The 18,297-nt window shown below is 38.9% G+C and carries 23 protein-coding genes; 7 read left to right on the forward strand and 16 right to left on the reverse strand.

Annotated elements, in window-relative coordinates; all coding sequences use genetic code 11:
* Positions 1–6: 6 nt before the first annotated feature.
* The 10 genes from pdxJ to rpoE form a co-directional block, all read right to left on the reverse strand.
* On the reverse strand, positions 7–738 hold the full coding sequence (pdxJ, locus tag DO88_RS06045) for a pyridoxine 5'-phosphate synthase (protein WP_033040037.1): 732 nt from the start codon (positions 736–738) through the stop codon (positions 7–9).
* A gap of 22 nt (positions 739–760) precedes the next feature.
* On the reverse strand, positions 761–1,453 hold the full coding sequence (gene recO / locus DO88_RS06040; RefSeq protein WP_007377525.1) for a DNA repair protein RecO: 693 nt from the start codon (positions 1,451–1,453) through the stop codon (positions 761–763).
* A gap of 20 nt (positions 1,454–1,473) precedes the next feature.
* Complete coding sequence (gene era, locus DO88_RS06035; RefSeq protein WP_033028994.1) at positions 1,474–2,406, reverse strand: GTPase Era; 933 nt, start codon at positions 2,404–2,406, stop codon at positions 1,474–1,476.
* Positions 2,396–3,073, reverse strand: a complete 678-nt coding sequence (gene rnc / locus DO88_RS06030) for a ribonuclease III (RefSeq protein ID WP_007377527.1) — start codon at positions 3,071–3,073, stop codon at positions 2,396–2,398. Before rnc ends, era begins: the two co-directional genes overlap by 11 nt.
* 2 nt (positions 3,074–3,075) lie before the next feature.
* A complete protein-coding gene (lepB, locus tag DO88_RS06025; RefSeq protein ID WP_033040038.1) occupies positions 3,076–4,011 on the reverse strand; it encodes a signal peptidase I in 936 nt (311 codons plus the stop codon).
* Positions 4,012–4,027: 16 nt separating this feature from the next.
* Positions 4,028–5,815, reverse strand: a complete 1,788-nt coding sequence (lepA, locus tag DO88_RS06020) for a translation elongation factor 4 (protein ID WP_007377529.1) — start codon at positions 5,813–5,815, stop codon at positions 4,028–4,030.
* A gap of 275 nt (positions 5,816–6,090) precedes the next feature.
* Positions 6,091–6,540, reverse strand: a complete 450-nt coding sequence (locus DO88_RS06015) for a SoxR reducing system RseC family protein (RefSeq protein ID WP_033028992.1) — start codon at positions 6,538–6,540, stop codon at positions 6,091–6,093.
* A 20-nt stretch (positions 6,541–6,560) separates the two neighbouring features.
* Positions 6,561–7,511: a MucB/RseB C-terminal domain-containing protein gene (locus DO88_RS06010; protein WP_033040040.1), complete on the reverse strand. Its 951-nt coding sequence runs from the start codon at positions 7,509–7,511 to the stop codon at positions 6,561–6,563.
* A 4-nt stretch (positions 7,512–7,515) separates the two neighbouring features.
* Positions 7,516–8,130 carry a sigma-E factor negative regulatory protein gene (locus DO88_RS06005; RefSeq protein ID WP_033028990.1) on the reverse strand — a complete coding sequence of 205 codons (615 nt, stop codon included), beginning with the start codon at positions 8,128–8,130 and terminating at the stop codon, positions 7,516–7,518.
* Position 8,131: 1 nt separating this feature from the next.
* On the reverse strand, positions 8,132–8,713 hold the full coding sequence (gene rpoE, locus DO88_RS06000) for an RNA polymerase sigma factor RpoE (protein ID WP_007377533.1): 582 nt from the start codon (positions 8,711–8,713) through the stop codon (positions 8,132–8,134).
* 246 nt (positions 8,714–8,959) lie between these two features.
* Between rpoE and nadB the strand changes: the two genes are divergently transcribed.
* Complete coding sequence (gene nadB, locus DO88_RS05995; protein ID WP_007377534.1) at positions 8,960–10,570, forward strand: L-aspartate oxidase; 1,611 nt, start codon at positions 8,960–8,962, stop codon at positions 10,568–10,570.
* Here the strand turns inward: nadB and DO88_RS05990 are convergent.
* Together DO88_RS05990 and DO88_RS05985 are read right to left on the reverse strand one after the other, a co-directional pair.
* Positions 10,545–10,901 (reverse strand): hypothetical protein, encoded by a 357-nt coding sequence (locus DO88_RS05990; protein ID WP_007377535.1) that lies wholly within the window; start codon positions 10,899–10,901, stop codon positions 10,545–10,547. The genes nadB and DO88_RS05990 overlap by 26 nt on opposite strands.
* A 55-nt stretch (positions 10,902–10,956) precedes the next feature.
* Complete coding sequence (locus tag DO88_RS05985; protein WP_007377536.1) at positions 10,957–11,208, reverse strand: FAD assembly factor SdhE; 252 nt, start codon at positions 11,206–11,208, stop codon at positions 10,957–10,959.
* 164 nt (positions 11,209–11,372) lie between these two features.
* Here DO88_RS05985 and ygfZ point away from each other — a divergent pair, with 164 nt between their 5' ends.
* Together ygfZ and DO88_RS05975 are read left to right on the forward strand one after the other, a co-directional pair.
* On the forward strand, positions 11,373–12,284 hold the full coding sequence (gene ygfZ / locus DO88_RS05980) for a tRNA-modifying protein YgfZ (RefSeq protein WP_033040041.1): 912 nt from the start codon (positions 11,373–11,375) through the stop codon (positions 12,282–12,284).
* Between the two features lie 12 nt (positions 12,285–12,296).
* Complete coding sequence (locus DO88_RS05975; RefSeq protein WP_007377538.1) at positions 12,297–12,782, forward strand: FKBP-type peptidyl-prolyl cis-trans isomerase; 486 nt, start codon at positions 12,297–12,299, stop codon at positions 12,780–12,782.
* Positions 12,783–12,823: 41 nt separating this feature from the next.
* Here the strand turns inward: DO88_RS05975 and DO88_RS05970 are convergent, their stop codons facing one another.
* Genes DO88_RS05970 through DO88_RS05960 form a run of 3 tightly spaced genes read right to left on the reverse strand, consistent with a single transcriptional unit; the run spans position 12,824 to position 14,519 of the window.
* The gene (locus DO88_RS05970) at positions 12,824–13,312 is read right to left on the reverse strand and encodes a hypothetical protein (RefSeq protein ID WP_033040043.1); all 489 of its coding nucleotides are present in this window, start codon (positions 13,310–13,312) and stop codon (positions 12,824–12,826) included.
* A 26-nt stretch (positions 13,313–13,338) separates the two neighbouring features.
* Complete coding sequence (locus DO88_RS05965) at positions 13,339–14,151, reverse strand: DUF481 domain-containing protein (RefSeq protein ID WP_007377540.1); 813 nt, start codon at positions 14,149–14,151, stop codon at positions 13,339–13,341.
* Between the two features lie 47 nt (positions 14,152–14,198).
* Positions 14,199–14,519 (reverse strand): HI1450 family dsDNA-mimic protein, encoded by a 321-nt coding sequence (locus DO88_RS05960; RefSeq protein WP_007377541.1) that lies wholly within the window; start codon positions 14,517–14,519, stop codon positions 14,199–14,201.
* A 254-nt stretch (positions 14,520–14,773) separates the two neighbouring features.
* Between DO88_RS05960 and DO88_RS05955 the strand changes: the two genes are divergently transcribed.
* From DO88_RS05955 to DO88_RS05940, 4 genes are all read left to right on the forward strand, one after another.
* Positions 14,774–15,565 carry a crotonase/enoyl-CoA hydratase family protein gene (locus DO88_RS05955; protein WP_033040045.1) on the forward strand — a complete coding sequence of 264 codons (792 nt, stop codon included), beginning with the start codon at positions 14,774–14,776 and terminating at the stop codon, positions 15,563–15,565.
* 63 nt (positions 15,566–15,628) lie between these two features.
* Complete coding sequence (locus DO88_RS05950; RefSeq protein WP_007377543.1) at positions 15,629–15,982, forward strand: CidA/LrgA family protein; 354 nt, start codon at positions 15,629–15,631, stop codon at positions 15,980–15,982.
* Positions 15,975–16,718, forward strand: coding sequence for an LrgB family protein (locus DO88_RS05945; RefSeq protein WP_033040048.1), 744 nt, complete (start codon positions 15,975–15,977; stop codon positions 16,716–16,718). The genes DO88_RS05950 and DO88_RS05945 overlap by 8 nt, the downstream gene beginning before the upstream one ends.
* 38 nt (positions 16,719–16,756) lie before the next feature.
* Positions 16,757–17,593: a mechanosensitive ion channel family protein gene (locus DO88_RS05940; RefSeq protein ID WP_007377545.1), complete on the forward strand. Its 837-nt coding sequence runs from the start codon at positions 16,757–16,759 to the stop codon at positions 17,591–17,593.
* Between the two features lie 54 nt (positions 17,594–17,647).
* Here the strand turns inward: DO88_RS05940 and DO88_RS05935 are convergent, their stop codons facing one another.
* Positions 17,648–18,130 carry a winged helix-turn-helix transcriptional regulator gene (locus DO88_RS05935; protein WP_033015324.1) on the reverse strand — a complete coding sequence of 161 codons (483 nt, stop codon included), beginning with the start codon at positions 18,128–18,130 and terminating at the stop codon, positions 17,648–17,650.
* Positions 18,131–18,297 lie beyond the last annotated feature (167 nt).

An 18,297-nucleotide genomic window follows, 5' to 3' on the forward strand; every position in this document is an offset into this window, starting at 1 on the left:
AATAACTTAAGTTCGTGCTTCAAGCATTAGGCGTTTCATATCGCGGACTGCTTTTTCCAATCCATCAATCGCGGCGCGAGCAATGATAGCATGACCTATATTAAGCTCGTAAATTTCTGGCATTGCTGCAATCGGTTTTACATTATGATAATGAAGTCCATGTCCCGCGTTAACAATCAGCCCCAAATTCGCTGCGTATTTAACACCTTCACGAATGTGCTCTAACTCTTTGTGTAAATCGGTATCATTTGTTGCATCAGCATACGCGCCTGTGTGTATCTCTACATAAGGAGCACCACATTCTTTGGCTGCATCTAATTGCACTTTATCTGCATCAATAAATAACGATACTTTAATGCCTGCGTCAGTAAGCGTTTTTGTTGCGGCTTTAATTTTATCTATATTACCCGCTACATCTAAGCCACCTTCGGTTGTTAATTCTTCGCGCTTTTCAGGTACTAAACACACGTACTCAGGTTTTACTTCAAGCGCTATTTTTATCATTTCATCGGTAACAGCGGTTTCAAGATTCATACGTGTTTGAATCGTTTTAGCCATCACGTAAACGTCGCGGTCTTGAATATGGCGACGATCTTCACGTAAGTGAATTGTAATGCCGTCGGCGCCTGCGTGCTCAGCAACACTGGCTGCATGAGCAGGGTCTGGATATATAGTTCCACGCGCTTGGCGAAGCGTTGCAATATGATCAACGTTTACACCCAAAAGAATATCTTTCATTATTTTACCTGTAAAATTACGATTATTGAGAAGCACTAAAAAGCTCACGGCTCTTTAATGGCTTATTACCTAACAAAGGCTTTAATAAATATCGACTTAATTGTTTTGCCATATATAACACATCCGTTTGGCTAAAGTCATGATTTGCTATCGCATTTAGTTGTAAACCGCTAAAGCCAGAACGCGTATCTTCTTGCACTAAAAAACCAAACTCAGGAAAGTAACTATACGTTTGCGTCTCGTCTATTGGTTCACCACTGGCATCAAAACTAAAATCGACGCCATAGCCAAGTAGCTCTAATAATTGAAACTCGTATGAGCGAAGCACAGCTTGTAAATTAGCCCCACTGTTTAGGTTTTCTAAATGCGTTTTATAAAGATGAAAAACCTGTTCTATAGGTTCATTAATAGGCACTATTCGGTTAGTTAATTCATTTAAATAAAAGCCACAATAAAGCTCATCACCTTTTAAAAAAAGTGGTGTGCCATGTAGCTCAAACTTATTGATGTATTTTAGATCGTATTTACCACTGTAATGGACAAGTAGTGGTTGAAAAGGTTGTAACTGAGCTTTATGTTTAGTGGCCTGGCGGCCACTAATGCGTGCAATCATTCTAAGTTGCCCAACGCCTTCTACAAGCATATCAAGCATTACTTGCGAGTCACTGTAAGGACGTCGATGCAATAAATAAGCAGTGTAGAAGTCGCTATCCATAGATAATACTAATTATTGGTTTAGTCTTCACCATAACCTAAGCTTCGTAGTGCTCGTTCATCATCAGCCCAACCAGATTTAACTTTCACCCAAAGCTCTAAAAATACTTTGTTATCAAGCATTTCCTCTATGTCTTTACGGGCTTCACGGCCAATGGTTTTTAGCTTTTCGCCTTTATTACCAATAACCATGCGTTTTTGTGTTTCGCGCTCAACAAGAATTAATCCGTTGATATGCCAAATACCGTTGTCTTGCCATTTAAACTGTTCAATTTCAACAGTAACAGAATACGGTAATTCTTCACCCATGAAGCGCATTAATTTTTCACGGATAACTTCAGCTGCCATAAAGCGCATTGAGCGGTCAGTGACGTAATCATCCGGAAAATAAAACTCACACGGTTGTAAGCGCTTAGTTACTTCAGCTTTGATTAAGTCTATATTTTTTCCCTGTTTTGCAGACACAGGCATAATACCAACAAAATCAAACTTATCGCCTAACCACTTCATATGAGGCAATACAAGATCGCGGTCTTTAACTTGGTCTATTTTATTAATAACCAATAATACCGGCTTACCACTTTGCGATACTTTGTTCAGTACCATGTCGTCATCAGCATTCCAGTGAGTGCCTTCAACTACAAATATAATAAGCTCTACATCACCGATTGAGCTAGACGCTGCACGGTTCATTAAGCGGTTAATAGCACGCTTTTCTTCAACGTGTAGCCCTGGCGTATCGATGTAAACAGCTTGATGTTTACCTTCGGTATGAATACCCATAATACGATGGCGCGTTGTTTGTGGTTTACGTGAGGTAATACTTACTTTTTGCTCAATGATCTCATTGAGTAAAGTCGATTTACCAACATTTGGACGTCCTACAATTGCGACCATGCCACAAAACGTATCTACATCACCTTCACGAGGCTGTATTAGGGTATCAAGATTCATTTTTAATTATCTTCAATGCTTTTTCGGCAGCTTTTTGTTCAGCCTTGCGGCGTGAGCTACCAACAGAAATTATGCTATCCATTCCATCAACAATACATTCAACCGTGAATGTTTGATTATGTGCCTGGCCTTTAGTATCAACCACAGTGTAACCTGGAAGAGGCAACTTACGGCCTTGTAGATGCTCTTGCAGCAGGGTCTTCGGATCTTTTTGATTAAGCCCTGGTGAAATAGCATCCAAGCGAGATTCATACCACGCTAATATAAGCTCGCCACAGCGGTCGATACCTGAATCTAAAAATGCAGCACCAATAATTGCTTCTACTGCATCGGCAAGCGTTGACTCACGACGGAATCCGCCACTTTTAAGCTCACCCGGACCTAAGCGTAAATAATCGCCCAAGCCAAATTCAAGACCAAACTCGGCAAGAGTTTGACCTCGTACAAGTGTTGAGCGCATACGGCTTAAATCACCTTCACGCGCTTTAGGGAATTTGGCATAAAGTGCATTAGCAATCACAAAGCTCAAAATAGAGTCACCTAAAAATTCTAGTCGCTCATTATGTTGACCTTTGTGGCTGCGGTGCGTCATTGCCTGCTCAAGTAAACCTTGATCAGTAAATACATAGCCAATTTTGTCATATAATTCTGTTACATTTTTTTTCATTGTTACTGAATATTACCTAGGCGCTCAAAGCGAACACCAGTTGGAACCCATCCTGGTAAAATATCATCAGGGCCATTCTCAAATTCAAAACTCATCCATATAAAGACAGCTTTACCCACCAAGTTTTCTTTTGGTACAAAGCCCCAAAAGCGACCATCTTGGCTGTTGTCGCGGTTATCACCCATCATAAAATAATGATCAGCAGGAACAGTCCATTCATCAGAAGGCGTGCCCGGTTGCTGGTAATAACGCCCTTTTCTTTCAGGCGCTTGTGGGTTGATTAAAATATCATGCGTAACTGTTGTTAAATTTTCATTTACGCGAGCTAGAGGCATTGGGCCTTGTTTAAATTCGTTATCATTAATTAATTTAAAATCAATTTTATTGAATTCATTACATAAAAGCTCACCCTGCTGGGTTTCGCCTTCTTTACAATTAGGCTGAATATATAAACGTTTATCACGATAAACAACTTTATCGCCAGGTAAACCTATTGTACGTTTAATATAGTCAACTTTTTCATCTAACGGGTATTTAAAAACAACAATATCACCACGTTCAGGTTCACCCATATCAACTAATTGGGTACGCCAAACAGGGTCTTTTATTCCATATGAGTACTTTTGCACTAAAATAAAATCACCAACTAGCAGCGTAGGCATCATTGAACCCGATGGAATTTGAAACGGTTCAAAGATAAATGATCTAAAAATAGTAATCGCAGCAATCATCGGAAAAATCGACTTTGCCGTTTCTGTTATTACTGGCTCTGGCGCTATTAATGCAGCTGTTTCGTCATCTAACGGCGCACCTGCAGACTTTTGCGCTATATCTAAAAGCACTTGCCTTTTAGGTGCATACAGTAAGTGATCTATTAACCATATTAAGCCTGAGCCCAAAGTTAATAGCACCAATAAAACTGAAAAATAACCAGCCATTTATAATCCTTTGTTTTTATTTACCAACTTTTAAAATAGCTAAAAACGCTTCTTGAGGCACTTCAACATTACCTACTTGCTTCATTCGTTTTTTACCATCTTTTTGCTTTTTAAGTAATTTTTTCTTACGACTCACATCACCGCCATAACACTTAGCGATTACGTTTTTACGTAATTGCTTGACTGTGGTACGTGCAATAACATGCTGTCCAATCGCTGCTTGAATCGCAATATCAAACATTTGACGTGGAATAAGTTCTTTCAATGCATCAGCTAACTGACGACCACGAGATTGTGCACCATCTCTGTGAACAATAATCGCAAGCGCATCAACACGTTCACTGTTGATCAAAATATCAACACGCACCATGTCTGATGTTTGGAAGTGCTTAAAGTTATAGTCAAGCGATGCAAAACCACGGCTTGTAGATTTTAATTTATCAAAAAAGTCCATGACCACTTCAGCCATAGGTAGCTCATATGTAACAGCTACTTGCTTACCGTGATAAGTCATTTTTGTTTGACTACCACGTTTTTCAATACATAAGGTAATAACATTACCTAGGTATTCTTGTGGTACCAAAATATTTGCTTCAACAATTGGTTCACGAATCTCTACAATATCGTTTACAGCAGGTAGATCAGACGGATTATCAATCTGAAATGTACCTTCTTTAGTAACTATCTCATAGATTACCGTAGGTGCAGTTGTTATTAAATCAATATCGTATTCACGCTCTAAACGCTCTTGAATGATTTCCATGTGTAGCATGCCTAAAAAGCCACAGCGGAAACCAAAACCTAGTGCGGTTGAATTCTCTGGTTCAAAGAATAACGACGCATCGTTTAGGCTTAATTTGTTAAGTGCATCACGGAATGATTCATACTCATCTGATGCAATTGGGAACATACCCGCATAAACCTGAGGCTTAATCTTTTGAAAGCCAGGTAAACGAAGTGGAGCTGCATTTTTTTGATGAGTAATAGTGTCACCTACTGGCGCACCATGTATCTCTTTAATGCCCGCAATAACAAACCCTACTTCACCTGTTCTTAAAATACCGGTGTTGGTTTGCTTAGGTGTAAACACACCCACTTGGTCGGCAGTATGGATATGCTCGTTCGACATTATTTTTATTTTATCGCCAGTGCGTAATTCACCGTGCTTAATACGCACTAGTGATACAACGCCTTGGTATGGGTCAAACCAAGAATCGATAATAAGTGCTTGTAAAGGTGCATCTTTGTCGCCTACTGGTGGCGGAACATCTTTAACAATCATTTCAAGTACTTCAGCAATACCTACGCCTGTTTTAGCACTACACTGCACAGCATCTAGGGCATCAATACCAATAATCTCTTCAATTTCTTCTGCAACACGTAAAGGGTCTGCTTGCGGTAAATCGATCTTATTAAGTACTGGAATTACTTCTAATTCCATTTCAATAGCGGTGTAACAGTTAGCTAGTGTTTGTGCTTCAACGCCTTGGCCTGCATCAACAACGAGTAGCGCACCTTCACATGCAGCTAAAGAACGCGACACTTCATACGTAAAATCAACGTGTCCTGGAGTATCAATGAAATTAAGTTGGTAGGTTTCGCCGTCGTTCGCTTTGTAATTCAACGTTACACTTTGCGCTTTAATGGTAATACCACGTTCGCGCTCAATATCCATTGAATCCAAAACTTGTTTTTGCATTTCACGGTCGGTTAAACCGCCACAAACTTGGATCAAACGATCTGAAAGGGTCGATTTACCATGGTCAATATGGGCGATGATCGAAAAATTACGGATATGCTTCATAAACTGGATTCTATACTTCTATTTTAATGGACTAAATATGAATACCTAAGTGACTTGAAAATACTTGCTTTAGGATGCCATAAGCTCAGTTTGTAAATTACAGACTTAGCTCACGCTTTTTAAGATGGGTTATAATCATTTTATTTAATGAATAACAATAAGTTATGCTTAATAAACTTAAATAAGTCAGTCAGATAAAATAATTTTAAAAACCACAATTCCCTGTATTTCCAAGTTACTTTGGTATAAAACGGCAATTTTACATTTAATTGGCGTCAATCACCATCTATTTGAGTTAAAGGGATACTAATTGGATGAATTTTTATTACTTTTATATCGTGCTTAAGTGATTTAACACGAGTTTTAGCAATAAAAAATCCAGTAATGCCACCTAAAGCCGCCGCTAAGATTTGCCAACCTTCGGCCATTAAAAGTAACTCAGAAGCAATAAATGCAAACGTTAGACTTAAAAATAAAGGTAACATATATACAGCAAAAGCATGTTTAACAACGAGGCTATCATCAAGTGACAAAGTAACTTTTTGACCGACCTCGACTGGTAAGTCGAATCTATATGGAAAGGTTTTTTTTGCGGTGCCGAATAACTTGCCAAACACTTGTGAGCCGCAACGACCATTGCAGCCTTCACAAGCTTGTTTTTGCTGTGCTTCTAAATAAGCAATGTGGCCATCAAGGGCCACAACTGTGAGGGTTTGTTCAATCATAACAATCCTTACGGAATCGTCTATAGTGCGCGGGTAACTGACTCTGCAATTGCTTTTGCGGTCATACTCGGTACATTACCAACAACCGATACATCAAAATTACCGCCATTATGCACATATACCGTCGTTGCACCAGATGTTAATGCACCGCTTAAACGCTTACCAGGTAAAGGTCGCTGTATAAATATAGAGATCTCAACAAAACCATCAGAAAATAAATAATAGTCTGTTAACTCATTATTTAAATCGAGTTTATGCCTGTCAGATTTTAATAATTCAAAGCCATTAGGTAACCAGTTTATATTCCAATTCTTTGCTGTATTCTCTGCACCACCTAAATCACTTTCTGGTAGAGGCGTTGGAAAGTTACGATTGAGTACTTCCAACAGCATACTAGCAGGCTGTTCAGTAACACTAACATGAGTTAGCTGTAGCTGTTCAAGCGCCTCACCTTCGTGGTTCACATACGCTGCTTTTAAAAGTAAAGACGACTCCATATCAAGCCAAATCCAGTAGTTATATTTGAATTCATCTTTGGATTCAATTCGAACTAATTGAGCCGCACGACCTGCAATGCGCCCTTTACCACCCATTACAAAATCATAATGTGCGCTCAAACGCTCAATGTCTTTAAATAACACTTCAGGAATGGGGCCAGCAATCGAATCAGTTTTAAGAGAGTATGGCTCTGACTGCGGTTCAAAATAAGTGACTTGATTATTAACACGAACCATTTCAAGGCCTGCGCCATTGAGTAAACTTAAATGCTCAAGCTCTGTGTCGCCTTGTTTGGCATGGACCCAACGATATGGTTCCATTGTTTTACCCTTAACAACCACAAATGAAGCATCAAAATTACGGTTATGTACGGCATTAGCCATTTTAAGTAATAAATCTTTGGCAGGATTTATATCGTTGGCAAATGCAGTAAAGCTAACTACCAACGACAGAATAAAAGTGATTACTTTCATTTAATTAGTTTTTTTCCTCTTGCGCTTTTATACTATTTTGCGCTGTTTGAAGCGAGTTAGCAACACGTGCTTGTCGTTGATGCTCTAAAACTAATGCGCCAATACGTTGTTGCTGCAATTCACGTAAGCCTTGTTCAGCATTTTCAAGCGCTGGCTCAGATGAGTAACTTACTGGCGAAGCCATACCTGTTAAAGGGGTAGTTTGCAGTAAAGGGATTTCGCTTTGCTGCTGATTGTTACTTTGCGGAAGTGTATTAACGCCCACAATAGCAAACATTGCCACACTTGCTGCAATCGCTAGTTGGGCAACAGGTTTGCGCCAATTAAAAGCAACTACATTATTTTTTACAGTTTCAGTGACTGCTTGAGGCTCTGTGTTTGGCTGGTTGAAGTCAGCATAAACAGGCTCGCTTTCTAATGCTAATGCAACGCGATCGCTAATATCAATATGTATGTCATTATTATTTTTTTGAGCACGCATTGCATCACCAATTAACGCATAACGGCCAAACGTGGTTACATCTTGCTCTGCAATTTTTGCATCAGTTAGATGTTGTTCGCCATCAAGTAATGCCGATAACACTTCGTTATCTAACTTGTTAAGGTGTGCTTTCGTCATACTAAGACTCGCCTATTAATGGGTTTAATTTGTTATCAATTGCTTCTCGGGCACGAAAGATACGCGAACGCACCGTCCCGACAGGGCAATCCATGACCACTGCTATTTCTTCATAGCTCATCCCTTCGATTTCTCTTAGGGTTATCGCAGTTTTAAGATCTTCAGGCAAACTATCAATCGTATTAAAAATAACAGCGCGTACTTCTTCGCTTAAAAGTAGATTTTCAGGGGATGCATTTGAACGCATCGAATCCGCACAGTCATAAAATTCAGCTTCTTCAGCGTCGATATCATTTGCTGGCGGTTTACGGCCCTGTGCTACTAAGTAATTTTTAGCACAATTAACGGCAATACGGTATAACCAAGTATAAAAGGCACTATCACCTCTAAAGTTTGGAAGTGCACGATAAGCTTTTATAAATGCTTCTTGTGCTACATCTGCAATATCACCTTGGTTTGATACATAACGTGATATCAAACCTGCAATTTTATTTTGATACTTCTTTACTAATAGATTGAAGGCGTTTTTATCACCCTGCTGAACCCTTTTTACTAGCGCTAAATCTAATTCCTGCTCGCTCATTCGAGCCGGTACTCCTATGTCTGATTTTTGCTTGTTATTCATAGTGTCGCTATTGTTCACAAATACTCTGACCTCTACATGAATAAAAAGTTCTGTTTAATATTATTTTTTTATAAAATAGTTCATAAATAACAGCGTTAGGCTATTAAAATCACTACGTAGTAATATGACAAATATGATACAACTACAGATATTGAAAACAAATATTGCTCTATACGAGCATTGTAACCGCAAAGTACCTCTGACATGAACCAAAATAAACACCACATTGCTGATGTCGCTATTATCGGTAGCGGCGCAGCAGGCTTATCACTAGCTTTATCTTTAGCTAATTTTTGTAACGTTACCGTAATTAGTAAAGGGGCTCTGACAGAAGGCTCTACATTATATGCTCAAGGCGGTATAGCTGCTGTATTTGATAAACAAAATGACAGCATAGAATCCCATGTAGAGGATACACTCGATGCTGGCGGCGGCTTGTGCAACAGAGAAGCCGTCCACTACACTGCAAGCAACGCCCATGATTGCCTGCAATGGTTAATTGATCAAGGCGTGCCTTTTGATATGGAATTTGATAGTAAAGGCAAAGAGCGCTTTCATTTAACGCGCGAAGGCGGTCATAGCCATCGTCGTATTTTGCATGCAGCTGATGCGACTGGCAAAGCAGTACAAACTACATTAATAAGCCAAGTAAAAGCGCATAAAAATATTACACTTTTAGAGCAATACAACGCAATTGATTTAATTACTGATAAAAACACCGAAAAAACAGCTTCGCATATTCACGGTATGTATGTGTGGAACAAAAAAGCTAAAAAGGTAGAAACCATTTCGGCAAAATTTGTTGCCCTGGCGACCGGCGGGGCAAGTAAAGTGTATTTGTACACCTCAAATCCTGACGTATCAAGTGGCGATGGTATTGCAATGGCGTGGCGGGCGGGCTGTAAAGTGGCCAATATGGAATTTAATCAGTTCCATCCAACAAGTTTATATCACCCTGAATTACAAAACTTCTTAATTACTGAAGCTATGCGTGGTGAAGGCGCTTATTTAAAACGCCCTGACGGCACTCGCTTTATGAAAGACTTTGATGAGCGTGAAGAACTTGCTCCACGCGACATTGTTGCACGCGCAATCGATTTTGAAATGAAACGCCTCGGCGCAAACTGTGTTTACCTTGATATTAGTCACAAAGATAAAGATTTTATTATTGAGCACTTTCCTACTATTTATGCGAAATGCTTAAGTGTAGGGCTTGATATAACCAAAGAAGCAATCCCAGTTGTCCCCGCTGCCCACTATACTTGCGGCGGTGTAATGACCGATTTTAACGGAAAAACCGATTTAGATAATTTATACGCTGTGGGTGAAGTAGCTTATACAGGCCTTCACGGTGCAAATCGCATGGCAAGTAACTCATTACTTGAATGTATTGTGTTTGCCCATGCTGCTGCAAAAGATATTTTAAGTAAAATAGAGCATGCGCCAGAGCTTATAGCACTTCCATATTGGGATGAAAGCCGAGTTAGTAACTCCGATGAAGAAATTGTAATTACCCATAACTGGCATGAACTACGATTATTCATGTGGGATTACGTTGGTATTGTTCGATCAACTAAGCGTTTAGAGCGTGCACTGCATCGAGTTGAACTATTACAGCAAGAAATACATGACTACTATGCTAATTTTAGAGTCAGTAATAATTTGTTGGAGCTACGTAATTTAGTGCAAGTAGCTGAATTAATCATTAGAAGTGCAATGGAACGCAAAGAAAGCCGTGGCCTTCATTACACTATTGATTACCCTGAGCAAAACGAAAATCCAACACCAACTATTTTGACCCCGCAGCGCCACTAATAGCGCTAAGTGTTGCACGTTTTAATCGAGCATAGCTTTGTTCGTTAACTCCATTGGCTGAAATAATTAGCCAATGGTTTTTACTAAAGCCTTTAATATAAAGCCATACACTGCTACCAAGTATGCGACTTTGAGTACTTATTTCACCTTGAATTTTTAGCGACTGACTTTCAAATCTAAATAGGTTTGGCTCTAAAATAACAACTCCCCGTATCGGGTGAGCAGCTAAAACTTTTCGCCAAACAAATAATCCAGCCACTGTATTTACTACAACACAAAAAAGCATTGCCAGTACAGAACTTAAAAATAAGCATAATATCAAAGCCAGCATACAAAAAAAGACCACAACTGGTTTATGGTCTGCTTTATTATCTGTAACTGTAAATCTATACACGAACTCTATCTAAAATAAGTGAAACCATTGTATTTAACTGCTCATCTTTACACTCTTGATGCCCCATAAACCATGCAAATAAATCAGGGTCTTCTTCTGTTAGCAAACGCTGAAAGATAGCTTGCTGCTCTGTGTTCAAAGAGTCGTATGCTTCTTCTACAAACGGCATAAACAAAACATCTAGCTCTAACATGCCACGACGGCAAGCCCAACGAATACGTGCTTTACTATGAATTTCAACCATTTTAAACCTCATACTTAATTGACTCGAGTTTAACAAATGCGTGTCAACTTATCAGCTATTAATCGCCGATTAAAATAATAATCCACGCCAATTAGCGCTTGTCTGTACCATACGTAACAACTGCGTTATTATGTCACTTCATTTATATTGCAAAGAAGGTTTTTATGTCGAGCGTTTATGCATGTCCGTTATCTCATCAACTTATTAGCCTTAGCGGTGCTGATAAATTATCTTATTTGCACGGGCAAATTACTCAAGATCTCAATAAATTAACCAGCAGTAACTATTTATGGACTGGCCATTGCAGTGCCAAAGGAAAGCTTTGGGGTGTATTTAAATTATTTTCTCATCAAGATAACTATTACCTTACAGGCAGCGCAGCCGAAGTAGAAAAGTCGTTAGTTGAACTTAAAAAATACGCTGTATTTGCAAAGGTCGATATAAATGTCTCCTCTGAGCGTTTAATTGGCTTAATCGGCGATGACTTAACAGACGTACTTGCTCAGCTTAGTATAACATTTGAAGACGATGCTACTGCGTGCGACTTGAGTTATGGTAAAGCATTAAAGTTAGCAGATAATCGCGTGTTATTGATGGTTGATAGCCAATTTAGTATTCCTGATAATATATCGACTCTTGATAACGATGCGCCCTGGAAACAAGCAGCAATTTTAGCCGGCGAACCACAATTAAGTAGTGAAGCTATTGGGGAATATGTTCCGCAGATGGTTAACCTACAAGCTATTGGTGGCATTAGCTTTAAAAAAGGATGTTATACAGGTCAAGAAACTGTGGCCCGTATGAAATACCTTGGTAAGAATAAACGCGCAATGTATATCGTTTCAGGACAAAGCGAAGGGATTCTTTCAGAGCCTGATTTAGAAACCCAATTAGGCGAAAACTGGCGCCGTGCGGGTAAACTTATAACGCAAAGTTTTGATGAGCAAACAAATAAACTAACAGGCCTCGTTGTGTTGCCAAACGATACTGATGTAACTCAGGTACTTCGTGCAAAACACACACCTCAGGTGGAGCTAAGCATTCTGCCTCTACCCTACTCTCTTGAAGATGAATAAATAGGAATGACTATGATCGTTGCGGCAAACAAAGTGGTAAAAATGCATTATTCGGTAATGGATAATGATGGCAATAGCATTGATAACTCGTTCGGTGGTGAGCCGCTACACTTTATCATTGGCACAGGCTATTTAATTTCAGGCCTAGAAAATGCTTTGCTGGGCAAGCAACCAGGCGACACGCTTAGCGTAAAGGTTGAACCTGAAGAAGGTTACGGCGAGCGCCACGACAACCTAATGCAAGCGGTACCTAAATCAATGTTTGAAGGTATGGAAATTGAAGTTGGCATGCAATTTCGTGCATCAACAGATGATGGCGACCAATCAGTAATGATCATCGATATTCAAGATGAAGAAGTGATTGTAGATGGTAATAACCCGCTTTCAGGTATAACACTTAACTTTGATGTAGAAATTCTAGAAGTGCGTGATGCAACACAAGACGAATTAACTCACGGCCACGTACATGGCGAAGGTGGGTGTGGCCACGACCACTAATATTGTATACAGCAGATAAAAAAGCGCCTAAGGCGCTTTTTTTATATCATATTGTTGCGCTTAACCACTTCAGTTTCGCTTTTTTTCTTACTAGGAAGTGCTATTGATACTTTCTTTTCTTTCAATGCGGCTAGTAAACCTTTTTGATCGTTTGTACCTACACGATACATAGTGCCATCCTTAAGCGTTAGCTGTATTGCACTAAAACCAGATACTGTATACACCCAACCATCGTGAGTAATACGGATACCTATACCATGGCGATATGAATTTTGTACTGCTTTTACTTCAGTAATCTCGCTAAGCAAAATACTTTGCCCAGCAACACCAGGCCCAAACGCCCAACTTATTTTATTATCATCAACTTTTACTGTTAAGCCATGAAACAAAAAGCCCACCAGCACTAAAATACCAGTAAATATCATTAAAGGTCCATCTGCACCTAATAAGTTCCACGCTAGTGCAACAAATCCGCCTATCCATGCTAATACAAAAAAAATGAACACCGCGTACTGCTTATGCTGATACATAACACTCTCTAAAATTAAATAAATACTTAAAAGTTATAAACCAAGGTTGCACTAAGCTCTGAATCAAACTTAAGTTTATCATCCTCGGGTTTTGAATTATAACGGTACATATACGCAAACTTAAGTGATACAGCACCAACGACTTGGCTTATTAATGCTGTTTCTGATTTAAAACGAGAATTAAGACCCGAGAGCGATTGCTCTACACTGACATCTTGATTAAAACGAGTTCGCTTAGAAACCAAACGCTCCCATTGCATTGCAACTCTGACTAAATAACCCGTTTTATTTATATCGTCCTCACTTACATCTGACTCTTCATCAGCAACGGAGCGATATAAACCGGGTCCTACATCAATATCAACTTTGTTTTTAACACCTTGATATACACGAGTACCGTAACCGGTTGCGATTGTGCTTTTAAAATCTAAGCCGCTAAATTCATCTTCTTCGTAATCGCCGTAAATAAAAAAGGATGAGTTTTTCACACCCACTTTATAATTACCCTGTGCAGAGACAAACACACGATTAGCTGTTACATCGCTGTCGCCTGTTTCATCGTTTTCATCGCGCTTATAAAGGGAGTCTATTTTGAATTGATTACGCCACTTCTCAAAGTCTTGATATAAATTACCTTTGAGCTTAAAACTGGTCGAATTAGCGTTGCCTTTGCTAAGAATAAAGCCAAACTCAGTATCCCCATAAAGCATTTCACCTTTGTGTAACTCATGGATCTCTTCATCCGAAAGCTGTCCATATTCATGAAAATCTTCAAAAGGATCAACAGCCCAGCTTGGGCTACTAATCAATAAGAGAATTAAAAATAAATACTTACGCACAAATACGCTCTCTTGCACACAATTATAAACAAACAAGCCATATGGGCTTATTCACTTTCTTTCCATAAAATATGACAAAACGGCGCGTCTTTATCACGACTAATTAAAATTTTTGCAAATAAGGCATCTTCATTTTCAAATTCTAAACCGACTAACACTTGAATAAAGTGCTCTGGTTCAATTTCAAGTGCCACAAAATCTTGCCATTGGTCATCTGGCTCATCTTCTTCAATAAAGCCAAGATCTTCTCGGTATTGATTAAAGTCTTCAACATCTTTATCGCTCAAGTTATTTGGCGCTAGCTCTAAAAAAATATCATAGGCTTGATGAGTTGCTTCTTCTATCGTGTGTAAACGTGGGCCAGACATGAGTGATTAACCTCTAAGCTTTTAAGTGACATCATAATAACAAAACTAGCATCTATATAGATAAAAAAACGCTTAAATACCTTACTTTTTTATCATCACTGCACTCATTTCGAAATATTTATATTGTTATTAGCAAGATCAACAATATAAGACTTTGAATTACTCAATTAATTCATTTTTTGTGTAAAAACTTTCTCTCTTTACTTAATTAACTTAACAACATAAGCTCAAGTAACAGGTCAGAGGAGTGTGTAATGATAAAACTAGAAAAACAACATGGCATTGCTACCGTCACGCTTAGTAGAGCAAAAAAGCAAAACGCATTAAGCTTTCAAATGTTTGTAGAGTTAAACAAAGCCATTAAAAGCATAAAAAGAGATCGCAGTATTCGTGCTGTAGTAATAAAAGGCGATGGCGAGCATTTTTGTGCAGGCCTTGATATATCAGCTGTCATGGCGGCACCATTGAATATTATAAAATTATTGCTCAAATGGTTACCTGGCAATCAAAACTTAGCGCAAAAAGTAGTATTAGGCTGGCAGTCACTAAGCGTTCCTGTTATTGCACAAATTGATGGCAACTGTTTAGGAGGGGGCTTACAAATAGCACTAGGTGCCGATTACAGGATTGTTCATGTTGATGCCAAGCTTGCCATTATGGAAGCACGCTGGGGGCTGTGCCCCGATATGGGCGCAAATGTAATCATGAGCGCTTTAGTTAAGCGTGACCAAGCACTTTGGCTTGCAAGCCACGCAAACCCAATCACAGCACAACAAGCAAATGAGCTAGGTTTGGTTACTCAGCTTACCGATGATACTCAACAAGCCACGCAAAACATGCTCAATACATTACTCGAGCGCTCACCCGATACGCTTGCTGCTATTAAACGTGTTACACAACTTAGCTATAAACCAAACCAACGAAAAATACTCGCTAAAGAAACCTTCAGCCAAATTCGCTTATTGCTAAACCCAAACACTAAAAAAGCAATTGCTAAAGCAAAAGGAAAAGCGGACATAACCTACGCAGATACAAAGCACTGGTAGACAATGCATAAAAGAGTTTGATTTGTTAAAGTTAAGCTCTTATCTTTTCTGTGAGCCACTTTGATGAAATATCTGCTCAGTAGCGCTATTATTTTACTATGTTTAGCCTGCGCTAAACTCATTATGCACTTTATTGGTGGAAGCTTTCCTGCACCGTTACTCGCTATGGTTATTTTATTAGTTTTACTCTTATCGGGTATTGTAAAAGAGCAACATGTAAAACCATGCGCCTCCCCTATTTTAAATATTATGCCTATATTTTTCATTCCTGCGGGTGTGGGATTTATTGAACATCTCGGCCTTATAAAATCGCACTGGGCATTTTTAGCATCAGTTGTGTTGCTAGTTCCTATAACTACCTTATTGCTTGTTAGCAGTGTAATTGCGTACTTTAAGGGAAAAGAAAATAATGACTGATTTTACTTTTTCCGCTATTTCAGAGCTACAGCCCAATTTATGGTGGCTAAGTATTCCTTTTATAATTGCATTGTTTTTAGCACTAAGGGCCGTAAACCAAAGTATAAAAAATAGCGTATTAAAATCGCTCACCAACCCCGTATTTTTAAGTATTAGTATTATCGCTTTATTCCTCGTTAATCTAAATTTGCCTTATACGCAATTTGCCACGCACAGCAAATTACTAAGCTGGTTATTAGAGCCCGCAATTGTCGCTTTAGCGCTTCCTTTATATCAGCAGTTTACACACGTACGAAAAAATCTATTACTTATAGTCGCAACATGTAGCTTAGGTATTGTTAACGCAACCGTTGTGGCATTTTTGCTAAGCATATTATTTAATGCGCCAGCGCAGCTAAGTGCATCTGTTGCCGCACTCAGTGTCACTACACCTATATCTTTAATCGTCACTGATTCATTGGGTGGAATCAGTTCACTTGCTGCAGCTTTAGTTATTTTTATTGGTTTACTAGGGGCTTTATTTGGTTTTATGCTTTTTAAACTCGTTAATATTTTTAATCACGAATCTCAAGGCGTTGCCATGGGCACAGCTTGTCATGCAATTGGGACTGCCGCTGCTATTGCCGAGCATCCAAAAGTTGGCGCTTACTCATCGGTTGCAATGGCGCTAAGCGCTTTACTAACAGCGATTATAGTACCGCTGTTATATCCATTTTTAGTCAACATTTTGCTATAGTTGGAAAAATACAACATAGCCCTAACATAGAGCGCTTTATGATCAGTTCTGAAATCGAACAGTTTGAAAAATATTACACCATGCTTACTGAGTATATGGTTACCTACAGTATGCAAATTGTCGGTGCTATTTTTATCGTCCTCATTGGTTTGTGGATAGCGCAAAAGCTTGCCAAATTTGTAGCTGCGTTAATGACCCGCCATAATGTTGACATTACGCTCACTAACTTTGTCAGTAGCGTGGTAAAAGTACTGCTAATTGTAATGGTTATAATTATTGCACTTGGCAAAATAGGTATCAGCGTTACGCCATTTGTAGCAGCTATTGGTGCTGCGTCTTTAGGTGCAGGTTTAGCACTACAAGGAATGCTCTCTAACTATGGTGCAGGCCTTGCCATTATAGCCACTCGACCTTTTGTTGTTGGTGATACTATTGAAGTTAAAAATGTAAGCGGCCAAGTTAAAACAATTGAGCTTGGCTACACAATTTTAATCAATGAAGAAAAAGTAGAAATTACTATTCCAAATAAACATATTGTGGGCGAAATACTTCACAACTCGTTTAGTTACTCATTGGTCAAAGGTGAAATAGACATAGCTTATAGTGCATGTTCTGATAGCGCCATTAGTCTTATTGAAGAGGTACTTAAAGCGCACAAACTGGTCGCACAAAACCCATTATCGCAGGTCGGTATTGAACGTTTTGCCGATAGCGGTGTTACAATCAGCTACAGATATTGGGTGCCTACTACTAAAATTATCGAAACCAAACTGGCTATTAACGGCGGTGTTTATAAAGCAATTAACAACGCTAAGATTGAAATTCCATTTCCTCAACGCGTTATTACAATTAATAAAAACGGTTTAGAAAGTTAATTTAGTTTTAAGTGTGAGCCTGCTTAGCCGCAAGCTCACACATTTTAGAACAAACTAAATATCAATTAGTAAACCATCGTCTTGTTTAATTTTTTCAATCACCATATAAGTGTGGTGCGTACCGACTCCCGGTATATCAACTAAATCCCCCAATACTTGTCTATACTCTTCCATGTTAGACACGCGTATTTTTAATAAATAATCATAGCCACCAGCAACCATGTCGCATTCAACCACTTGCTTAATTTTTAAAATATGCTCTCTAAACACTTTAAATACGGCTGTATTTGAGGTAACAAGCGAAACTTGCACATGAGCAACTAAGCTTTGATTTAGCTTAGCTTCACTAAGTTTTGCATAATAGCCTTCTATGTAGCCCTCTTGCTCTAAACGTTTAACACGATCAAGGCATGGGCTAGGGCTCAAGTTAACCTGTTTTGCCAGGTTAACATTAGAAATTCTGCCGTTCTTTTGTAGAACGTCTAGTATGGCTAAATCGATACGATCTAGCATGCGTAATCTATTTGGAATTGTCATAACAGAATTTTATGCGGATAAGTTAAATTTATGCCCTGTAAATTATCGTAAATCGCGAAATTTAACCAGCATATTCTGCGGAATTTTAATTAGAATGCACTCACAATATCACTGATAATTTATTGGTAATTAATTTTACTTTAAATCCTAAACACTCCTGAGGGTTG

The sequence above is a fragment of the Pseudoalteromonas sp. S3431 genome, from assembly GCF_000690035.1.
In the GTDB taxonomy this organism is placed as follows: Bacteria; Pseudomonadota; Gammaproteobacteria; order Enterobacterales; family Alteromonadaceae; genus Pseudoalteromonas; species Pseudoalteromonas fuliginea.